General features: G+C 65.9%; 13 protein-coding genes. 5 read left to right on the top strand and 8 right to left on the bottom strand.

Annotated features, from left to right (window positions below; all coding sequences use genetic code 11):
* Positions 1–80 precede the first annotated feature (80 nt).
* Positions 81–4268 (top strand): FtsK/SpoIIIE domain-containing protein, encoded by a 4188-nt coding sequence (locus CXZ05_RS07515; protein WP_102971993.1) that lies wholly within the window; start codon positions 81–83, stop codon positions 4266–4268.
* 14 nt (positions 4269–4282) lie between these two features.
* Here the strand turns inward: CXZ05_RS07515 and CXZ05_RS07510 are convergent, their stop codons facing one another.
* The gene (locus CXZ05_RS07510; RefSeq protein WP_374754633.1) at positions 4283–4780 is read right to left on the bottom strand and encodes a hypothetical protein; all 498 of its coding nucleotides are present in this window, start codon (positions 4778–4780) and stop codon (positions 4283–4285) included.
* A gap of 233 nt (positions 4781–5013) precedes the next feature.
* Between CXZ05_RS07510 and CXZ05_RS07505 the strand changes: the two genes are divergently transcribed.
* A complete protein-coding gene (locus CXZ05_RS07505; protein WP_003804966.1) occupies positions 5014–5262 on the top strand; it encodes a WhiB family transcriptional regulator in 249 nt (82 codons plus the stop codon).
* Between the two features lie 95 nt (positions 5263–5357).
* On the opposite strand, the gene CXZ05_RS07500 is transcribed toward CXZ05_RS07505, so the two are convergent.
* Genes CXZ05_RS07500 through CXZ05_RS07485 form a run of 4 tightly spaced genes read right to left on the bottom strand, consistent with a single transcriptional unit; the run spans position 5358 to position 13743 of the window.
* The gene (locus CXZ05_RS07500) at positions 5358–6827 is read right to left on the bottom strand and encodes a sensor histidine kinase (protein WP_102971992.1); all 1470 of its coding nucleotides are present in this window, start codon (positions 6825–6827) and stop codon (positions 5358–5360) included.
* A 34-nt stretch (positions 6828–6861) separates the two neighbouring features.
* Positions 6862–11715: an NAD-glutamate dehydrogenase gene (locus CXZ05_RS07495; RefSeq protein WP_102971991.1), complete on the bottom strand. Its 4854-nt coding sequence runs from the start codon at positions 11713–11715 to the stop codon at positions 6862–6864.
* Positions 11716–11773: 58 nt separating this feature from the next.
* Entirely contained in the window at positions 11774–13102 is a 1329-nt protein-coding gene (locus CXZ05_RS07490; protein ID WP_102971990.1) for a chromosome partitioning protein, read from the bottom strand.
* A complete protein-coding gene (locus tag CXZ05_RS07485; RefSeq protein ID WP_102971989.1) occupies positions 13099–13743 on the bottom strand; it encodes an SAF domain-containing protein in 645 nt (214 codons plus the stop codon). Before CXZ05_RS07485 ends, CXZ05_RS07490 begins: the two co-directional genes overlap by 4 nt.
* Before the next feature lie 153 nt (positions 13744–13896).
* Between CXZ05_RS07485 and CXZ05_RS07480 the strand changes: the two genes are divergently transcribed.
* Positions 13897–14112, top strand: a complete 216-nt coding sequence (locus tag CXZ05_RS07480) for a helix-turn-helix domain-containing protein (protein ID WP_043419585.1) — start codon at positions 13897–13899, stop codon at positions 14110–14112.
* Positions 14113–14159: 47 nt separating this feature from the next.
* On the opposite strand, the gene CXZ05_RS07475 is transcribed toward CXZ05_RS07480, so the two are convergent.
* Complete coding sequence (locus CXZ05_RS07475; protein ID WP_102972193.1) at positions 14160–14729, bottom strand: hypothetical protein; 570 nt, start codon at positions 14727–14729, stop codon at positions 14160–14162.
* Positions 14730–14865: 136 nt separating this feature from the next.
* On the opposite strand from CXZ05_RS07475, the gene CXZ05_RS07470 reads away from it, so the two are divergent.
* Together CXZ05_RS07470 and CXZ05_RS07465 are read left to right on the top strand one after the other, a co-directional pair.
* Positions 14866–15681, top strand: coding sequence for a LysM peptidoglycan-binding domain-containing protein (locus CXZ05_RS07470; protein ID WP_146033074.1), 816 nt, complete (start codon positions 14866–14868; stop codon positions 15679–15681).
* A 93-nt stretch (positions 15682–15774) separates the two neighbouring features.
* Positions 15775–16203 (top strand): Rv3235 family protein, encoded by a 429-nt coding sequence (locus tag CXZ05_RS07465; RefSeq protein ID WP_258006485.1) that lies wholly within the window; start codon positions 15775–15777, stop codon positions 16201–16203.
* A 60-nt stretch (positions 16204–16263) separates the two neighbouring features.
* Here the strand turns inward: CXZ05_RS07465 and secA are convergent, their stop codons facing one another.
* A complete protein-coding gene (gene secA / locus CXZ05_RS07460) occupies positions 16264–18996 on the bottom strand; it encodes a preprotein translocase subunit SecA (protein ID WP_102971987.1) in 2733 nt (910 codons plus the stop codon).
* Between the two features lie 84 nt (positions 18997–19080).
* Complete coding sequence (locus CXZ05_RS07455; RefSeq protein ID WP_102971986.1) at positions 19081–20295, bottom strand: winged helix-turn-helix domain-containing protein; 1215 nt, start codon at positions 20293–20295, stop codon at positions 19081–19083.

Genomic DNA, 20295 nt, shown 5'->3' with positions numbered 1-20295 from the left:
CATACACGGACACGCAGGATCGGCTCGCTTGTGAAGAGGGCTAGCGTTTCCACCAAAAGGGCCCGGAAAGGCGGACACAAATGGAACTGCAATGCACTCTGGTGCGCGCTCCCGGGTCCCTATCCCAAGGCGGACCGGTCGAGCTGACGGTCTCGGCGCCGGACGGGTGCCCGGGGTCCGATCTGGAAACCGAGCTCTCGCACCGCTTCCAGACCGGCAGGCTGTCGGTGGAGGGCAGGCGCCTGGGTGTGCTGACAGTCGGCAGAAGCCCGCTCGTCAACGGGGCTGTTCTGGTGGATGGTCCTTCCACCGGTGGCGGGTCCGACGTGGTTGTGTCCGGGGCGGGACCGGAGTGCGAACCTCCCGCTGCCGTGCTCCTCGTGGTGGACAGCGGACCCGCTGCAGGCTCGGTTCTTCCGCTGCGACGGGGAAGCTACCGAATCGGCCGGACCAACGCCGAACTGACGATTCCGGATGCCGATCTCTCCCGCGAGCACGCCAGACTCGAGGTTACGGATAAGTCACTAACCCTTGTCGACCTTGGCAGCATCAACGGCACCGAGGTCGACGGCAAACGGGTGTCAAAAACAGCCGTCGCGATCGGTTCCCGTATTCGCTGCGGCAATTCGTCCATGTCGGTCGTGCTGGCTGCGCCATCAGGGGCACGGGACGCCGAGCTTGGGTTCGCCGGAAGCTCTGTGGCGGAGCCGCTGACCGTGTCACAACCGCCTGTGCCGGCGGGCCGGTCCATGCTGCTCCTCGGGGCGGTTCTCCCCGTGATCATAGGTGTGGGGCTGGTGCTGGTGACGGGGTCGTGGATGTTTCTGGCCTTCACGGCGGTGTCGGCAGTGTCTCTACTTGTCCCGGTGTTCTCGGGGGCCCGGCAGCGCCGCGAGCTCAGATCGGCAGTCGCGGCGGCGGTTGCGCAGGATCTGGATCGACGACGGCGGTCCGCACCGTCCGCTGCTGATCTTGCACTGAGCGCTGCGGTTCCCGCGCGGAGCCCTGCCGGCTCCGGCCTGAGTGCCGAACGGGAGACGTCAAAGTACAAGGAAGCACCAGGGTCTGCGCCGGGCGCCTGGCTCAGACTCGGCCTGGCTGAACAAGTGGCCAACATACGCCTGGACCCGAACCAGCCGGGCTTCAAACCCCCTGGGCTCGGCGCGGTGCCGCTGCTGCTGGATCCGGGCCTTGCTGTCCTGTCCATCCGGGGGCCAGCGCCGGAGGTTCACGGTCTGATCCACTCGTTCCTCATGCAGCTCACGGGTTATCCGCGGGCCAGGGGCACCCGGATCGCGATTCATGGACCGGCTTCTGCCCTGCCGCTCGCGGCGCGGTTCCTTCCCGGCGTCTCACTCCATTCAACGATCCCTGGCACCCTGGCGGCCGTGACGGACGCGTCCGGCGGACAGGATGTCTCCCGCATTCTCCTGCTCTTCGGCGAAGCCGGAGACGGCACCCCGGAAGCCGGCATCATCGCAACTGCCCGCGGTCTCGGGTGGCGGGTGGTCCATCTGCCGGGCCGGGGACAGCAGCCCGCGGAAACCGACATTGAACTCGGCGAGCGCGGAGCCATGCTTCGGGCACGGGCCGGGCATCACCGCTTTGTTGCAGACCTGGTGCCCTCCGGCGTTTTCGACCGCTACTGCCGGACGTACCGCCAGTCCTTCCCTGAGGTGCCGGCCGACGGACATCCCCTCCCTGCGAGCTGCGGGCTGGGCGATGTCCTTGACCTGTCGGCTCCTGCGACCGCCAAGCGCTGGGCGGTCGGAAGGCTGGAGCCGGGACTCATCATCCCCCTGGGCCGCACCGGCCGGGGAGTGCGTGTCCTGGATCTTGAGGCGGATGGCCCGCACGTCCTCGTTGCCGGCACCACCGGTGCCGGGAAATCGGAACTGCTTCGCACGATTACCGCCGGGCTCGCCCTGTGCTATCCGCCGGACCGCGTCAATGTTCTCTTCCTCGACTTCAAGGGCGGGTCGGGACTCAGTCCGCTGACTGGCATCCCGCACTGCGTCGGCATGCTGACGGACCTGGCCAGCAACCAGCTGGAGCGCACGATTGTGTCACTGCGGGCGGAAGTCCGCAGGCGTGAGCAGCTGCTTGCCGCAGCCAGCGCCCCGGACCTGGCCGCCTATCGTGTGGCGCCTGCGGGCGGACCCTCCCTCCCCCAGCTGATCCTCATCATCGATGAGTTCCGGATGCTCGTCGAGGACGCCCCGGAGACGCTGACCGAGCTGATGAGGATCGCTGCCATTGGCCGCTCCCTGGGCATCCACCTGGTCATGGCGACCCAGCGCCCGCAGGGGGCTCTCACAGCGGACATCCGGGCGAACGTCACCACGAGCATCGCCCTTCGGGTGCAGTCCGCGCACGAGTCAGCCGACGTGATCGGCACCAACGCGGCATCGGCAATACCCGTCAACCGGCCCGGCCGCGCCTACCTGGCCAGGGGTACCGAAACCGCCGAGGAGTTCCAGTCAGCATCAATTGCCAGCACCGGTGAGGACCCTGCGACTTGCCGGGTCAGGGTGCTTGAGGCCACCGCGGCGCTGGCGATGCTGCCTTCTGTCACCGGCAGCCGCCTCCCGCCGGCAACCCCGTCAGACGCCGCCGGGCCTGCGGTGAAGCTGACTGCCTCCCTGTGGGCCGGAATGGGAGGTTCTCCGGTGCACCGTCCGCTGGCTCCGCCGCTGCCCGACGTGATGGCCGATCCCGCCGACCTGGCCGCACTCACCGCAGACGGCCTCGTCCTAGCAGACGCCGTCCCTGCAGACGCCGCCCCTGGGACAGCCGGGAACTTGGCCGTAGGGCTGGGCTTGCTGGACCTGCCCGAGGAGCAGCGGCTGGCCGGTCTCACCTGGCGGCCCAGCACGGATGGCCATCTGGCTCTCATCGGCGCAGGATCCCGGGATGCCGCCCACGCCATGTCAATGGCGATACAACAGCTGCTGGCCCATCCCACGGAATGCCACCTCTATGCCCTCGATGCGGACGGGTCCTTGGCCGGCATGGCGGGCGCGCACCGCGCAGGGTCTTTTGTAAACCTCGACGACCTCCGCCGCGGTATGCGCGTCGTAGAGCGCCTGGCGGCCGAAGCGTCCGGGCGGCTCAGCCGGCTCCCGGCAGCCTTCGGGCCGCCGCTGGTGCTGGTCATTTCAGGCTGGGGCTCCTGGCTGTCGGCCCTCCGCTCCGGTCCTCTAACCCGCGCCGAGGACCATGTCCAGGACATCGTCCGGGACGGTCACCGTGCCGGAATCACCGTGGTGATCTCCGGCGACCGGGAACTCGTGACGTCGCGGTTCTTTCCAGCCATCCCCAACCGCATCTACTGCCCGCGGGGCGCCAGCGCAGAGAGCAGGCTGGCGTGGCCCAAGATGCCCGTCCTTCCGCCAGTTCCGGGCCGGGCTGTGGCATCCGGTGCTTTGTCGAACGGGCGCCAGGCGGTCTGCCAGCTCTACGTTCCAGGAGGTCGACGTGCCGGTTCCGGAACTGTCATTGCCCTCGGCGAAGCGATGCAGGGGCCGGTGCGGGTCAAGCCCTTCCGTGTGGATCCCCTTCCCGTGCAGCTCTCTGTGGCGGACGTACTCACCCGGATGCCCAGAGCGGATCGAGCTTCAGGCGACGCTGCTTCCGATGGGCCTGCTTCAGACGTCCCTCTGCACGGATCAGATCCCGCTGCGGCCCACCCGGTGCGTACAACCGCCCGGTGCCTGGTGGTCGGCGTGAGCGGGGACGAACCCGCCCCTGCCGGGGTGCCCCTGCCGGGAGGCGCTGTCCTTGCCGTGCTGGGCAGCGCCGGTTCGGGCAAGTCCTCGTTCCTGGCTTCCCTGCCGGTGCTCAATCCCTTGGTGCCCGGCTGGCTGAACCCCGGGCCGGACTCCAATCCGGGCGATTTTTGGGCTGCAGTCCACCGTGAGGCCGTGGAAGGAAGCCTGCCAAGGGACGCCATACTCCTCGTCGATGATGCCGACATGCTGCCTGCCACCTCCCAGCAGCAATTCGTGGAGCTGAACAGCCGCGGCTGGGCGATAGTTTTCTCAGCCGCGTTCAGCCAGTCATTGATGCAGCGTGTTCCGCTCGCTCTGGCAGCCCGCAGTGGCGGCAGGGGCATCCTCATTGCGCCCCGCAGTCCGCTGGAGGGCGACATCTTCGGCCTGCGGATTGACCCGGATCCCCATCCCCCGCCAGGACGCGCCCTGCTCGTGGCGGACGGCACGGCGGTACCTGTTCAACTGGCGGTGGCCGGCGAAGTCAGGAGGCGTTAGGACGTCAGGAGGCGTTAGAGTGCCGGCGGAGCGGAAGCGGCGCGGGAGGCGAAGCGGATCACCCGCTTGTCGAACAGCAGGACGATGGCCGTGGCGGCCGGGATCAGCATCGCGGCGCCGGCCGCCGGGAATCCGCCGGTGAGCGTGGGGAAGCCAATGGTCAGCACGAACAGCTGGGCCACCAGCGCACCGGCCCTCGGCCAGCGGAAGCCCCGGAACAGGAACACGGCAACGGCATACAGCCACGAAGCAAAAGCCAGGAGCAGGCCGAGCGTGAAAATGGCGCCCCAAAACGACATGACAGGCGCGCCGCTGGCCAGCTGGAAACCGTACCAGGCTGCTGCGCCCAGCAGGGCCGTGGCCTCGGCTGCCACGATCCCGCAGATCACGGCAACGGCGCGGGGACGGACGGGGCTCGAAGGGTCCGTTCCGGCCGAGGCCTGCCCTTCCGGCAGTCCGCCGTCTCCGGCATCAGCGAACGGGCCGGGCGGGTCTTCTGGGGGTCTTGACACACTGGCACACTACCCGAGATAGTCGACACACGGCGGGACAGCCCGCTGATGTGATGCATCGCTCACGTTTCTGGGGGATTTCGTGGTCCACTACCCCTTGTTTACACAGCGTTAACATGAAACGCTTGATCCAGATGACCAAGGGGGCCCTCCAGGGCCCCTTTCCTATGTAAGCCCTAGTGAATATTTTCACAAAGGGTATTGACTTCCCAGGAATGGAGTGACTGATCAGCATGGATTGGCGTAACCGCGCGGCCTGCCTCGACAAGGACCCGGAGCTGTTTTTCCCCGTAGGCAATACTGGCCCCGCTCTTTTGCAGATCGAAGAAGCCAAGAGCGTCTGCCGCCGGTGCCCGGTCGTTGACACCTGCCTGCAGTGGGCGCTGGAGTCCGGACAGGATGCCGGCGTGTGGGGCGGCATGAGCGAGGACGAGCGGCGCGCACTGAAGCGCCGCGCCGCCAGGGCCCGCCGCGCGTCCTAACGCGCACCACAGGAACGAAGGCACCCAAGCAAAAAGCTCCACAAGAAAAGGCGACGGCCGCGGACCCATGGTCCGCGGCCGTCGCCTTTGCCGTGTTAGCGGTTTGCCAGACTCAGGACAATCTGCACGGCCGTGCCGCCGCCCTCGCGGGGTTGCCACTGGATGGTGCCGCCGAGTTCGCTCGTGACCAGCGTCCGGACAATCTGCAGCCCAAGGCCCTCCACATGGGGCGTCTCCGGCAGGCCAACGCCGTCGTCCGCCACTGTGACGGTGAGCAGTTCCTCATCGTCGTCGCCAGCTGAACGGTCGGCGAGCAGCCACACCGTCCCGGTGCGTCCCTCCAGTCCGTGCTCGACCGCATTGGTGACGAGTTCGTTGATCACCAGCGCCAGCGGTGTCGCGAAGTCGCTGGGAAGCTCACCGAACAACCCTGACCGCTGCGTCCGGACATGCTGCGACGGTGAGGCCACTTCTGCGGAAAGGCGGAACTGGCGTCCGATCAGTTCATCAAAGTCGACGCTTTGGGTCAGCCCCTGCGAGAGCGTCTCGTGCACCAGGGCAATTGTTGCCACGCGCCGCATGGCCTGTTCCAGCCCCTGCTTTGCCTCGTCACTGACCATTCGACGCGACTGCATGCGCAGCAGCGCGGCAACGGTCTGCAGGTTGTTCTTGACCCGGTGGTGGATTTCACGGATGGTGGCATCCTTCGTGACCAGCTCCATCTCGCGGCGTCGCAGCTCCGACACGTCACGGCAGAGGACCAGCGCACCGAAACGCTGCTGCTCGTCGCGGAGCGGGATCGCCCGCAGCGACAGGCTAACGCCACGGGATTCGATCTCACTTCGCCACGGCATCCGCCCTGTGACAACAAGGGGCAGCGTCTCGTCCACCATGCGGCGGTCCTTCAGCAGACCCGCCGTGACCTCAGCCAGCGAGCGCCCTTCGAGGGATTCGCCGTCGCCGAGGCGCCGGAATGCCGAGACCCCGTTCGGGCTGGCGTACTGCACGATGCCCTCGGCGTCGAGGCGGATCAGGCCGTCGCCAACGCGCGGGGCCCCGCGGCGGGAGCCGGTCGGCGAGGCGAAGTCCGGCCAGAGGCCCAGAGTGCCCATGCGCAGCAGGTCATAGGCACACTGGCGGTAGGTCAGCTCCAGCCTGGACGGCATCCGCGAGCTGGAGAGGTCCATGTGTGAGGTGACCACCGCCAGCGTCCGGCCGTTCCTTACCATCGGCACGGCTTCGACCCGGAGTGCCATGTCGCTGCTCCAGTTCGTCTCACTGGATCGCTCAATGGTGCGGCTCTCCCACGCCTTGTCCACCAGCGGCTGCAGGTCGGAGCGGATGCCCTCCCCGACGAAGTCGGCGTGGAACACCGTATGCGTCGTGGAGGGCCTGACGTGTGCCAGGGCAACGTAGCCGTGCTCCGGGTGGGGAAACCACAGGGCCAGGTCGGCAAACGCAAGATCGGCCACCATCTGCCAGTCGCCCACCAGGAGGTGCAGCCACTCGGCGTCCCCCGGCCCAAAATCAGCGTGCTCCCTGATGGGGTCCGTAAAGATTGCCACTGCACCTCCAGTTTTTCGACGGCGGGACCTTGTCCTAGCGTCGGACGATTGACCTCAAGAGCCTCAATGCTACCGAGAGCGAGGCCATGTCGTCCGCTTCGAGGGCATTGACCTCATCGAACATGCTCTTCGCCCGGCCCAAATGTTCCGCGTTCAGCTGCTCCCAGGCCTTGAGCCTGTCCTCGGCCGGCGACCCTTCATCGGTCGAGTCCAGGACCGCCGTCGTCATGTCTGAAACGGTCGAGTAGAGGTCATCGCGCAGAGCGGCACGGGCCAGAGCCTGCCAGCGGTCCGCCCGGGGCAGGGAACTGATCCGCTCCAGCAGGGAGTCCACGTGGAACCGGTTGAACACCGTGTAGTAGACGTTGGCGATGTCCTCCACCGGCTCCTTGCGGCTGTGCGCGATTTTTGCGATGTCAAGCAGGACGAAGCTCTCGAACAGCTCTGCCCAGCGGTGGCCCAGATCCTCGGGCAGGCCCCACGACCGCGCCTTATCAAGCCAGGAGGCAACGCGCTCGCGGTCGTCACCGCGCAGGTAGTCCAACAGCCGGGCCCGCATGGGTTCCATCGGCGGCTGGAACTCGGCGACGATGTCTGCGATGGGCCGCGACGCGCTGCCCTGGGCGAGGACCCAGCGCACCGAACGGTCCAGCAGCCGACGGACATCGAGGTGGACGGTGCTCCAGTGCTCGGTGGGGAACGATGCAGGCAGGCCGTTGAGTTCGGCCACCATGACGTCGAGCTCGTAGATTTCCCGCAGTGCCACGAACGCCTTGGCCACAGCCATCTCGCTCGCCGAGGTTTCCTCCATGGTCCGGAAGGCAAAGGTGATGCCCCCCAGATTGATCATGTCGTTGGCAACGACCGTTGCGATGATTTCCCGGCGCAGCGGATGGGTGTCCAGTTCGGCGTCGAATCTCTCCCTGAGCTGGACCGGGAAGTACTGCCGGAGCGTCGCGCGGAACCACGGGTCGTCGGCCAGGTCGCTGTCGCGCAGGGCAGTCGCCAGTTCGATCTTTGCGTATGCGGCCAGCACGGACAGTTCCGGTGAGGTGAGGCCCTGCCCCTGCTCCAGCCGTTCGCGCAGCACAGCGGTGGACGGAAGTGCCTCCAGGTCCCGGTTCAGATCCGCCGTCTTCTCCAGCCAGTCCATCAGCCTCTCGTAGCTCGGGCTCCATTCCGCGACCTTCTGGCGGTCGTTCAGCAGCAGGATGTTCTGGTCGATGTTGTCTTCCAGGACCAGCCGCCCCACTTCGTCGGTCATCGCCGCGAGGAAGTCCGAGCGCTCGGCGGCGTCGAGCTTGCCGGCAGCCACCATCCGGTCCACGAAGATCTTGATGTTGACCTCGTGGTCAGAGCAGTCGACGCCGGCGGAGTTGTCGATGGCATCGGTGTTCAGGATGACGCCCTGCAGCGCCGCTTCGATACGGCCCCGCTGCGTCATGCCGAGGTTTCCGCCCTCGCCCACGACCTTGACCCGAAGGTCGCGGCCATCCACCCGGATGGCATCGTTGGACTTGTCGCCCACCATGGCGTGCGTCTCGGAACTGGCCTTCACGTAGGTGCCGATGCCGCCGTTGTAGAGCAGGTCGGCGGGTGCGAGCAGGATGGCGCGCAGGAGTTCGGGCGGGCTGAGCTGCGTCGTGTCCTCGGGCAGCCCCAGCGCGGCACGGACCTGGGACGAGACCGGAATCGATTTGGCCTGCCTCGGGTAGACACCGCCGCCTTCGCTGATCAGGCTCTTGTCGTAGTCGTCCCAGGACGACCGGGGCAGCTCAAACAGCCGCTGCCGTTCCGTGTAGGAGGTCGCCTCGTCCGGGTTCGGATCGAGGAAAATATGCCGATGGTCGAAGGCCGCGAGCAGCCGGATGTGCTTGGACAGGAGCATTCCGTTGCCGAAGACGTCCCCGGACATGTCGCCGACGCCGACCACGGTGAAGGGCTCGGACTGGGTGTCCAGGTCCAGCTCGCTGAAGTGCCGCTTGACCGATTCCCAGGCACCCCTGGCCGTGATGCCCATGGCCTTGTGGTCATACCCCACCGAACCCCCGGAGGCGAAGGCGTCGCCCAGCCAGAATCCGTAGTCAGCGGCCAACCCGTTCGCAATGTCAGAGAAGGATGCCGTGCCCTTGTCCGCCGCGACCACCAGGTAGGAGTCGTCGCCGTCGTGCCTCACAACGTTCGACGGCGGGACGAGCCGTTCGCCGTCGGCTTCCGTAACGAGGTTGTCCGTGATGTCCAGCAGTCCGCGGATGAACGTCTTGTAGCTTTCGACGCCCTCCGCCATCCAGGCCGACCTGTCCTTGGCGGGATCCGGCAGCCGCTTGGCGAAGAACCCGCCCTTTGCACCCGTTGGAACGATGACGGCATTCTTGACCGTCTGCGCCTTGACCAGACCCAGGATCTCCGTCCGGAAGTCCTCCCGGCGGTCCGACCAGCGGAGCCCGCCGCGGGCCACCTTGCCGAAGCGCAGGTGAACGCCCTCGACCCGGGGAGAGTAGACCCAGATTTCGAACATGGGCCGCGGGAAGGGCAGCCCTTCGATGGCCGAGGGGTTGAGCTTGAAGCTCAGGTGCGGCTTGTCCTGGTAGAAGTTGGTGCGCAGCGTTGATTCGATCAGGTTAGTGAACGTCCGCACCACGCGGTCGGCGTCCAAAGTAGCTACGTTGTCGATCGACGTCGCCAGCTGGGCGCGGACGGTTGCCTGCTTCTGCGCCCGCTCGGCCTCCGGCAGGCTGGGATCGAAGCGTGCCTCGAACAGGGCAATGAGTCCGCGGGTGACCTCCGGATTGGCCAGAAGTGTATCGGCCATGAACTCAAACGAGTTGGTGTTTCCCATTTGCCGCATGTACTTGGCGTAGGCCCGCAGCACGATGACCTGCCGCCACGTCATGCCCTCGCGAAGCACCAGCCGGTCAAAGCTATCGGATTCGACACCGCCGGAAACCGCCGCCCCGAAGGAATCCGCCAGCAGCCGGCCAGTGGACACCGGGTCCACCCCGGCCGGGTACTTCAGTCCTAGATCGTAAAGGAAGAAGTCCCGCCGGTCGGCGGTCTCGATCTCGAACGGCCGCTCGTCCAGCACTTCCAGTCCAAGGTTGTGGAAAAAGGGAAGGATCTGGCTCAGGCTTTTCGGCTCCAGCATGTACAGCTTGACCCTGGCGTCCTCCTCGAGGGTGGCACCGGCGCCTTCGGGAAGATAGACATGGACTCCCGGCCGTTCCTGCCGCGCGCCAACAGTTCGCTCTGCCTCGGCCCCGTACTGTTCAAACCGGGCGATGTCCTCGAGGGCATCTTCGATTTCGTAGTCGACGCGGTAGCCCGCCGGGAATGCCTCGGCCCAGATGGCCGCCAGTTCATTGGCGCCGTCGTCGGCGCTCCGCTCGCGGAGCACCTCGGCGATCCCTTCACTCCAGGACCGGGCAGCCCGGACGAGCCGCTTTTCCAGCGCATCGGTGTTGACGTGGCTGACGTCCTCGCCCTTGGGCAGGCGGATGCGGAAGAACAGGCGGGCGAGGGCGGATTCGGTCATCCTCGCCTCGAAGTCAATGGACTCGGCGTGGAACGTCTCGCGGAGTTCCTGTTCGATCCTCAGCCGGACGTTGGTGGTGTACCGGTCACGAGGGAGGTAGACGACGGCGGACATGAACCGTCCGTAGATATCCGGCCGGAGGAACAGCCGGGTCCGGCGCCGTTCCTGCAGTCGCTGGATTCCCGCTGCCGTCGCGGCAAGATCGGGAATCTCAATTTGGAAGAGCTCGTCGCGCGGGTACGTTTCCAGGATGCCCAGCAGGTCCTTCCCGGAATGCGAGTCCGGCGGAAAACCGGCACCGCGCAGCACGGCTTCGACCTTTTCCCGGACAACCGGGATATTGCGCACCGAGTCGGTGTAGGCGCTGGTAGCAAACAGTCCGATGAACCGCTGTTCGCCATTGACGTTGCCGGCGGCATCGAAGCTTTTCACGCCGACGTAGTCCAGGTATGCAGGCCGGTGCACTGTTGAGCGGGAATTGGCCTTGGTGATAACCAGGGCGCGCTTTTCGCGGGCCTTGCGCCTGCCCGCGTCGGTGAGATGCTGCACCTGATGGGTATTGTGGTGCGCCCGCAGCAGCCCCAGGCCGCTGTCCTCGCGCAGTTCCAGGACATCCTCGCCTTCTTCGTTGACCAGGTCATATTCCCGGTAGCCGAGGAAGGTGAAATTGCCGTCGTCGAGCCAGCGCAGCAAGTCCTGGGCCTGGCGCAGCTCTGCGATCTGAGCCGAGTGCGCCACCTTGTCCAGGTCCTGGGCGATCTGCAATGCCTTGTTACGCATTTTCGGCCAGTCTTCGACGGCGGCCCGGACGTCTCCCAGGACGCGTTCCAGCCCCTCCTGCAGACGGTCAGCGGCTTCGTCACCGGCGCGGCCGATCTCGACGGCAATCCAGGATTCCATGTGGGACGCATTGTCGCCCTGGGCGATCAGGTGGGACAGGACGGGCAGCGCCGCTGTGTCGCCGCTGGAGAGGCCGATGCTGGACGGGACCCTGTCCACCTTGACGAGTTCGTTGGTTTCGCGGTTGCGCGTGACCACGAACATGGGGTGCTGAACGAGGTGGATGGCCGAATTCTGCCGGACCAGCTCGGCGTTGACTGAATCCACCAGGAACGGCATGTCGTCGGTGACGATGTAAACAACGCTGCGGTCGCCCTCCGGAACGATCGAGATGTTGGCACTCCCCGGCCGGCGCTCAAAACCCACTGCGCGGTGGGTCTCAGCCCGTGCTGTCAGCAGCTCGTGCGGATAAGTGCGGGCGTCCTCCTCCGCCAGATGCTCGTAGTAGTCCGCCAAGAAGCCTTCCTCGGCTCCGATTGAACGGGACTGATCCTCCACGCTGGACCCAGACGACATCGACACACGCCTCCATCACACAGTTTGCGGCTGCTTCCTTGCAGCCCTCACCGTGAGCCTAGCCCGTCAGCCTGCGCCTTGCTGTGGAGGAGAACACAGAGGATCGGCGTTTTTGCTGGACAGGTGCACAAACCAATTCCGCGATCGCCGACCGAAGCCGGGAATCCGGAGCCGATTCCAGCAACAACGACCCGGATTTCAGCGCTGCGTCTGTTGCGCCCGGGTCCCACGGAAGGAAGGCTTTGATGCCCGCCGGCGGGCCGAACCGGTCCCACGCCTCGCGGAGCTGACGTTCCGGTGAACGGCCCACAGCCGAGGCCCGCACTTTGTTCAGCACCACCTCGGGGCTGACCCCCGGCACTGCACCTTCCAGTTCCGCCAGCCCCCTGACCAAGCGGGGAACACCGACCGGATCCGCAGAGCCAACCGCGATCACGGTATCGGCCAGCTCAAGACTCCTGAGCGTCGCGGCGTTGCGTCGCGGTGCCATGGTGTCGAAACTCAGCTCCTCGTCGGCCTCAAGGCAGAAGCCGGTGTCGACCACGATGAAGTCGGCCACTTCCCGCGCCCGGTTCAAAACAAGCGCCAGCGCGGCCGCCCGCAGTTCGGTCCAGCGGTCGGCTCGGGTCATTCCGGTCAGAACCCGGAAAGTCCCGGCCGTGGCAGTAACCGGTACGGCGACGCGGAGCAGTGCTTCCCGGTCCAGGAGGCCCTGGTCGGCCAGCCGGCAGGCCTGCGCCAGACCCGCCGCTTCGTCCAGCAGCCCGAGGGCGCCGGCGACGCTGGCCCCGTAGCTGTCGGCGTCGACCAGCAGGACGGACTTGCCTTCCGCAGCCAGCTCCCCCGCGACGTTGACGGCAACCAGGGTTCTGCCGGGTGCACCGGCCGGCCCCCACACCGCCAGGACCCTGCCGGTTCCGACAGAGGCCGGCTCCGATTCGGCGTCGGCAGCCTCCGGGCGCAGGGCCGCGCCGGCATCCGCGAAACCCGTGCTGTAACCCGGACCGGCACCGGTAGGCAGCCCTGCCGGGCTCGGGCACCCTTGCTTGCCGACGGCGTCGGCAATACTCTCCGCCAGTGCTGTGGATTCAACGGTCAAGGGCGCGGCGGTGACTCCGATCCCGCGGAGCCTCAACCGCTCCTCGGGGCTGTCGGTCAGGGCAATGATCACTACGCCTACTGCGGCGAGCCTGTCCACCAGCGAGGCAGTCAGGTCCTGACTGCCCTCGGCAACAACAGCCGCCCGGGCCAGTCCGCTCTGGCAGGCAGCCAGCAGTTCTGCGAGCTCCGCGCAGCGCCGGACTACTGTGACGGGACCGTGGAGCCGCTCCAGTCCGCCCACCAGATCTTCCTGCGACTCACCGACGGTGACAACCGGAATACTCACTTGGCCGCCCCGCCGGGATTCCACACCACGGAGATTTTGGCTTCGTTCGCCTGCGCCCCGAGGAGGGAGGCCATCTGCTCATTTCCCACCAGGACCATCAGGACCGTGGATTTCGAAGCTCCAAGGGCGGTGGATCCTTCTGAGACCTCCGCGATTTCGGCGCCCGGGAGCAGCAGCTTCGGTTCGGCAAAACCATTCCGGGCGTCAGGCATGGAGATCCAGACGTCGACCCGGGTGCCGGCTACGGCCTGCTCCGGCAAGGCCTCCTGAACCGTGACGGCCACGGGTTTTCGGTCCAGGGCGTCGACACTGCCCAGACTTTCACGGGGAACCAACTGGTCCTTGGCAATCCGCTGGACCGCCACCTGGCCTTCAGGAAGGCCCGACGCCGCTGTCATGTAGTGCGCTTCGACGTCGCCCAGGCGCACCTTCACCCGGCTGATGTTTTCAGGAGTGAGTTTCTGACCGACTGCGATTGCCTCACGGGCGGCAAACACCTCTGTGGTCCGGTCCGCACTGCCGACGAGTGCAACGACGCCGACAACAGAGGCGAAGACAAGGAGCACGCCCACCAGAAGCCTCGGGTCCTTCCAGGAAGGCTTCTTCAGCCGGGCTCCCGTGGCCGCCGTGCTTGCACTCATGCGTACTGCTCCCCCTTGACGCCTGGGCGCTTCAATCGCGCCGGTCATGATTATTGTTACGGCATGCCTGCTCAATCGGAAAGGTATTCAGGTAAACAACATCAAACTGTGGATAACACCATCACCCGCGACCAACGGTGGCACAATTGGATCATGCCCCGATTCCTTACGCTTGCAGATGTAGCCGAGCAGCTTCAGATCAATGCGCCGGCAGCGTATGCCCTTGTCCGCAGCGGCGAACTGAAGGCAATCCAGGTGGGTGGCCGCGGCCAGTGGCGGGTCGAGGAAAAGATGCTTGAGCAGTACATCGAAGAGCGTTATGCCGAGGCAAGCCGCATGATTCAAGAGGCCAAGTCCAAGTCGGTTTGAGCACGGGCGGTTTCCGGGCCGGAGGCTGCATTCCCTGCCCGGGCGGATCAGAGCTCCCCTCCGCGACGTGACCGGAGCGCGCCCAGCGCCCGGAACGGAACCGTAGCCACATCGGCAACCCGGCCAGCCCTCCGCGCTTCTCCGGGCAGCGTCATGGCGAGGTCAAAAAAGTCCCGCCCCACCCTGTCAATCACACCCGAGAGCTGCACATCCGGTGACCGGCCAGCCATCAGGACGGTGAGTTCAGCCCTGTCCCGCGCCAGCCCCCGGAGCGCGCTGGCAAGGCCGAGTCTCCGGCGCACTGGGGACGCCTCGCCCGCCGCGAACCGCCCGAGTCCGGTGTAGTGGCCCACGGCGGAGTAAGGAATCAGCACCTGGTGCGCCGCCTCGTCGATGACCAGGCTCTCGGACCCGGCATGGCTGAGGGTTCCAGCAAAGACCGGTCCCGCGCTCAGATGGATGCGAAGGCGGCAGCCCAGCGATCCTCGCAGCCTGTCATCGAGCGCGATGGCAGCCGTGTCTGCACGGGAACGTTCCGCGATCTCGGACTCCAGGCCCAGGACCCCGGCCTCGGCAAGCTGCAGCTCAAGATCCTGAAAGAGTGCATTCCATCGCATGGCGACAGCGTAGGCGCGCACGCGAGGACGGTCAATTAATCCACAAACTTTCCTATCTCCATAGACAAATAGATACACCTGCCGCAAACTTGCTCCAACGGAACCAAAATCATCAAAGTCTATCAAACTGCATCAAATGAATCGTTCGGGGGAAATCATGGCGGTAGAGGTACAGCGCCCGGTGCGGGCAGAAGCGGCCTTGGGGGTCGTCATCCTAGGTCTCGGAGTCTTTCTGGCTTTCACCGGGGCCGGGATCGCCGACCACTGGAGGCGGTCCGCTGCACGCCAGCAGGTTTTGCACTTCGACGACCTGGTTGGCCTGCTGGCCCTCGCCGCCGGGCTGACAGTCATCGCCTGGTGGCTGCTGTCACTCGCTACGGCCTTTGCATCGGCACTCCTGGAGCGGACCGGGCACCATGCCGCCGCCCGCGCCGCGGGGCGATGCACCCCTGTTTTCATGCGCAGGCTGGCGATGGCTGCGGTGGGCGCGCACCTTCTCGGTGCGCCGCTCGCCCATGCGGATGCCTTGCCCGCCGCGGCCCTTTCCTCGAACAACGAATCGTCCCTGTCCGCAGCGTGGGCGCCCCTGGCTGACGGGCGGCCGGGCCTGCCCGCCGTCCGCTCCGCGGGCCCGGGCCTCACGGAAAGATCCGTCGTGGACGGCAGCGAGCTCCAGCCTCAGTGGAAGCCGCGCGTCCCGGTTGTGGAACCCGGCCCCGTCACCCCATTGCCCGCCAGGGCAACGGCTGAGCCGGCCAGTGCCCGCCGCGAGGTACCCGTCCGGGCCGGAGAATCTCTGTGGACCATCGCCGCGCGGGAACTGGGGCCCGGCGCTTCCGACGTGGATATAGCAGCCCGCTGGCCGCTCTGGTACCACGCCAACCGGAATGTCATCGGATCCGATCCCAACGTCCTCCTCCCGGGCCAGCTCCTCAGCCCTCCGCCGCCGTAAGCGGCGTTGGCAAGCTCTTCTTTCACGCCACCGACCTTGCGGCCGCTGCACTCCCGCGGCCTTCCCACGCCAGCCCCTACCGAAGGACCGATCATGACTGCAGTAACTCCCATACGGTGTGCAGGAAACGCTGTTCTTGAGCCCGTCCCGGCCGCTGCTCCCGGGCCCGGAGACGAGGCGCGCGAAATTTGCGCCATCACCAGGGCGACAGTCCAGGCCGCCGTTGAAGTCCTGGCGGGAACGAGGCCAATCCACCAGCTGGCACGGCGGCTGGACCAGCGCTGCCTCACCGTGCTTCAGCACCGGGCGGCCCTCACCCGGCGGGTGGCAGCCCGGGCTCCCCGGAAAATGGAGCTGCTCCACCGCAACGCCTCAGTCCGCTCGGTCCGCGCCTGCGAGGTGACGCCGGACGTGTACGAGGCCAGCGCGGTGGTGATCGACGAACTGCGAGTCCGGGCAGTCGCCGTTCGGCTGGAACGCAGCAAGAACGTCTGGCGCGTTACTGCACTGGAGATCGGCTGACGCGAAAAGGAAGGGACCGGAGCTTGAACTGCTCCGGTCCCTTCCTGTCATATCCTCTGGCTATCGCTTTTTCTTCTTCCCGTCGCGCCGTTCCTGGGAAGCGGCCTTGGCGGGGTTGCCCGAGCGGCCCGCAGCCCGGCCCTCGATCCGGGTCTCGGCTCCGCCGTCCTCCCGGGGCGCGGTGTACTGGAGCTGGGCGGGCTTCTCAGGCGCTTCGAGACCGGCGGCATAAATTTGCGGCTCGTGGTGTTCGGTGTGGCCGCCGGCGGCATCCGCAACTACGACGTCCTCGGCCGGGGTGACTTCCACTTCGAGGTTGAAGAGGAAGCCGACGCTCTCCTCCCGGATGGCTTCCATCATGGACTGGAACATCGCGAAACCTTCACGCTGGTATTCCACCAGCGGATCACGCTGGGCCATGGCGCGCAGGCCGATGCCCTCCTTGAGGTAGTCCATCTCGTACAGGTGTTCCTGCCACTTCCGCCCGATGACGGAGAGCACAACGCGCCGTTCGAGTTCACGCATGCTCTCGGAGCCGATGGCTTCCTCGCGTGCCTGATACACCAGCTTGGCATCAGACATGATTTCTTCCTTCAGGAACTCCACGGTGATGCGCGACTTGCCGCCTGCCTCGTCGATGACATCGTGCGGCGTCACGGTGACGGGGTAAAGCGTCTTGAGGTTGGTCCAGAGCTGGTCGAAGTCCCAGTCGTCGCCGTTGCCCTCGGCGGTTGCTTCGTCGATCAGCGCATTTATGGTGTCTTCCAGGAAGAACTGCACCTTTTCGTGGAGGTCGTCGCCTTCCAGGATCCGGCGGCGGTCGCCGTAGATGGCTTCGCGCTGGCGGTTGAGGACGTCGTCGTACTTGAGGACGTTCTTGCGCTGTTCGGCGTTCCGGCCTTCAACCTGCCCCTGGGCGGAAGCGATAGCACGCGAGACCAGCTTGGATTCCAGCGCCACGTCGTCCGGCACGGAGCTGTTCATCAGGCGTTCTGCTGCACCCGAGTTGAACAGGCGCATGAGATCGTCGGTCAGCGACAGGTAGAAGCGGGACTCGCCCGGGTCGCCCTGGCGTCCCGAGCGGCCGCGGAGCTGGTTGTCGATCCGGCGGGATTCGTGCCGCTCAGTTCCCAGCACATACAGCCCGCCCAGGCCCAGGACTTCCTCGTGCTCGTCCTTGACGGCCTTCTTCGACGCCTCCAGCGCGCCGGGCCAGGCTGCCTCGTACTCGTCGGAGTTTTCTTCCGGGTCAAGCCCCCGCTGGGCGAGTTCGGCGATGGCGGTGAACTCGGCGTTGCCGCCCAGCATAATGTCCGTGCCGCGGCCGGCCATGTTGGTAGCAACAGTGACCGCGCCCTTGCGTCCCGCCTGGGCCACGATCGAGGCTTCACGGGCATGGTTCTTGGCGTTGAGAACCTCGTGCCGGATGCCCTCCTTCGCCAGCAGGCGCGAGAGGTACTCGCTTTTTTCGACGCTGGTGGTGCCCACCAGGACCGGCTGGCCATTCTCGTGGCGTTCGGCGATGTCCCGGACGACGGCCTCGAACTTGACGACTTCGTTCTTGTACACCAGGTCGGACTGGTCGATCCGCTGCATGTCGCGGTTCGTGGGGATGGCCACCACCCCGAGCTTGTACGTGCCCATGAATTCGGCGGCTTCGGTCTCGGCCGTGCCGGTCATGCCGGAGAGCTTGTTGTACATGCGGAAGTAGTTCTGCAGCGTCACCGTTGCGAGGGTCTGGTTCTCCGCCTTGATCTCGACGCCCTCTTTGGCCTCGATCGCCTGGTGCATGCCCTCGTTGTAGCGGCGGCCGGCCAGGATACGGCCGGTGTGCTCGTCAACAATGAGCACCTCGCCGTCGAGGATGACGTAGTCCTTGTCCCGCTTGAACAACTCCTTGGCCTTGATGGCGTTGTTGAGGAAGCCGATCAGGGGCGTGTTGGCGGACTCGTAGAGGTTCTGGATGCCGAGGTAGTCCTCAACCTTTTCGATGCCGCTTTCAAGCACGCCGACGGTGCGCTTCTTCTCGTCGACTTCGTAGTCCTTCTCCGGCTGCAGGCGCAGGACAACCTTGGCGAACTCGCTGTACCAGCGGTTGGTGTCGCCCTGGGCCGGGCCGGAAATGATCAGCGGCGTACGGGCCTCGTCGATGAGGATCGAGTCGACTTCATCGACGATCGCAAAGTTGTGGCCGCGCTGCACGAGTTCGGTTTTGTCCCAAGCCATGTTATCGCGGAGGTAGTCGAAGCCGAATTCGTTGTTGGTGCCGTAGGTGATATCGGCAGCGTACTGCTCGCGGCGGACGGACGGGTCCTGGTTGGCGAGGATGCAGCCGCTGGTCAGCCCCAGGAAGCGGTAGACACGGCCCATGAGTTCGGACTGGTATTCCGCCAAGTAGTCGTTCACGGTGACAACGTGGACGCCGTTTCCGGTAAGGGCGTTGAGGTAGGCCGGAGCAGTGGCCACCAGCGTCTTGCCTTCACCGGTCTTCATTTCGGCGATGTTGCCCAGGTGCAGGGCAGCGCCACCCATGAGCTGGACGTCGAAGTGCCGCATGCCAAGCGTCCGGGATGACGCCTCACGCACGGCGGCAAAGGCTTCCGGCAGGAGATCGTCGAGCTTCTCGCCGTCCTGGTGGCGTGCCCGGAGACGGTCTGTTTCTTCACGCAGTTCCGCATCCGTGAAGGTTTGGAATGAGTCTTCAAGGGCGTTAATGGAATCAGCATAGTTCCGCAGTTGCCTCAGGAGCTTTTTGTCACCTGTACGGAGAATTTTTTCGATTAGTGATGCCACGTGAAGTTGCTCCCAGTCTCATGCTGCCGAATTCTGGCGTGATTTAGTCTACGGGAGAGACACACGGCACGTTGCCCTGTTCCCTCACAGCGGATAGCCGTTACTGGCCGCCGCCACCGCGGGGGCAAGGTCCCCCACCGACGAGACGGCTACGCCGTCCAGTCCCAGCCAACCTGCCATCAGGTGCAGTTCGGCAGCGAGTTCGACGGCGGTGTCCGCCGGAGCGTCCGGCTCGCCGAAGCACGCCTTGGCAAGCAACAGCCCCGCTGCCCGGTCTGCCTTCAGGTCCACCCTGGCCACAATGCGGTCGCGGAGCAGGAACGGGAGCACATAATAGCCAAAGCGGCGTTTGGCCACCGGGGTGTAAATCTCGATCCGGTAATGAAACCCGAAGAGCTCCTCAAGCCTGCGCCGTTCAAAGACCAGCGAATCGAACGGGCTGAGCAGCGCCCTGCCGGCAGCCTGGCGCGGCAGCCGGGCCTCGGCGTGGCGGTACACCTTCCGGTCCCAGCCTGCCACCGTCACCGGTTCCAGGCGTCCGGCATCAACCAGGCGCTGAACAGAGGCCGCGGCTGCCTTCACCGGAGTCCTGAAGTAGTCCGCGAAGCACCGCACGGTCCCGATCCCGTGCGCCCGCGCCGCCGCATCGATGAGCCTGTCCATGGCGGCCGAGGGGTCGGGTACCGCTTCAACGTCATGCCCGGGCAAAACCTGCCGGGTCAGGGCATACTGCCGTTCGAACTGGTCCGTCCTTGACGCCGACGAGACGACCCCCTCTTCAAACAGGTGCTCCAGCACGCGCTTGACGGCATTCCAGTTCCAGCCCCAATCGACCTGCTTGCGGTCTTCAACGTGCCCGAGCCGGGCGGTGAGTTCGGCGGCCGTCATGGGCCTGCCGTCGGCGAGCGCGGCCAGGACCCTGCCGGTCACGCCGGACCGCAGCCCTGGATCCATCCCTGAAGCCCCGACCCACCTGCGGTTCTGCCACACCACCAGGTCCGGGAAGTGTTCCGGCCGGATGTAGCTGGCTTCGTGCGCCCAGTACTCCATCATCCGCCGCGGGTGCCTGCCTGCCATTTGCTGGAGGATGGAGCGGTCGTAGTCGCCGAGCCTGGAAAAGAAAGGGAGGAAATGGCTCCGGGCCAGAACGTTGACGGAATCGATCTGCACGAGTTGAATCCGGGCAAAGGTCCGGCCCACCGCCCGTGACGTCACGGGGCCGGCGGGCCGTCCTTTGTCCAGTCCCTGGGCTGCCAGTGCGATCCGCCGCGCCTGCGAAAGGCTCAGCGATGCACCCAT

It is taken from the genome of Arthrobacter sp. AFG20 (genome assembly GCF_002892795.1).
Lineage (GTDB): Bacteria > Actinomycetota > Actinomycetes > Actinomycetales > Micrococcaceae > Arthrobacter.
The sequence above is the reverse complement of the archived record's forward strand: the minus strand, read 5'-3'. Positions and strand labels throughout refer to the sequence as shown.

Coding starts and splice junctions, on each gene's coding strand:
- CXZ05_RS07515 (WP_102971993.1), top strand. CDS start 81: ATGGAACTGCAATGCACTCTGGTGCGCGCTCCCGGGTCCCTATCCCAA.
- CXZ05_RS07470 (WP_146033074.1), top strand. CDS start 14,866: ATGAATCGTTCGGGGGAAATCATGGCGGTAGAGGTACAGCGCCCGGTG.
- CXZ05_RS07480 (WP_043419585.1), top strand. CDS start 13,897: ATGCCCCGATTCCTTACGCTTGCAGATGTAGCCGAGCAGCTTCAGATC.
- CXZ05_RS07475 (WP_102972193.1), bottom strand. CDS start 14,729: ATGCGATGGAATGCACTCTTTCAGGATCTTGAGCTGCAGCTTGCCGAG.
- CXZ05_RS07465 (WP_258006485.1), top strand. CDS start 15,775: ATGACTGCAGTAACTCCCATACGGTGTGCAGGAAACGCTGTTCTTGAG.
- CXZ05_RS07485 (WP_102971989.1), bottom strand. CDS start 13,743: ATGAGTGCAAGCACGGCGGCCACGGGAGCCCGGCTGAAGAAGCCTTCC.
- CXZ05_RS07495 (WP_102971991.1), bottom strand. CDS start 11,715: ATGTCGTCTGGGTCCAGCGTGGAGGATCAGTCCCGTTCAATCGGAGCC.
- CXZ05_RS07505 (WP_003804966.1), top strand. CDS start 5,014: ATGGATTGGCGTAACCGCGCGGCCTGCCTCGACAAGGACCCGGAGCTG.
- CXZ05_RS07455 (WP_102971986.1), bottom strand. CDS start 20,295: ATGGGTGCATCGCTGAGCCTTTCGCAGGCGCGGCGGATCGCACTGGCA.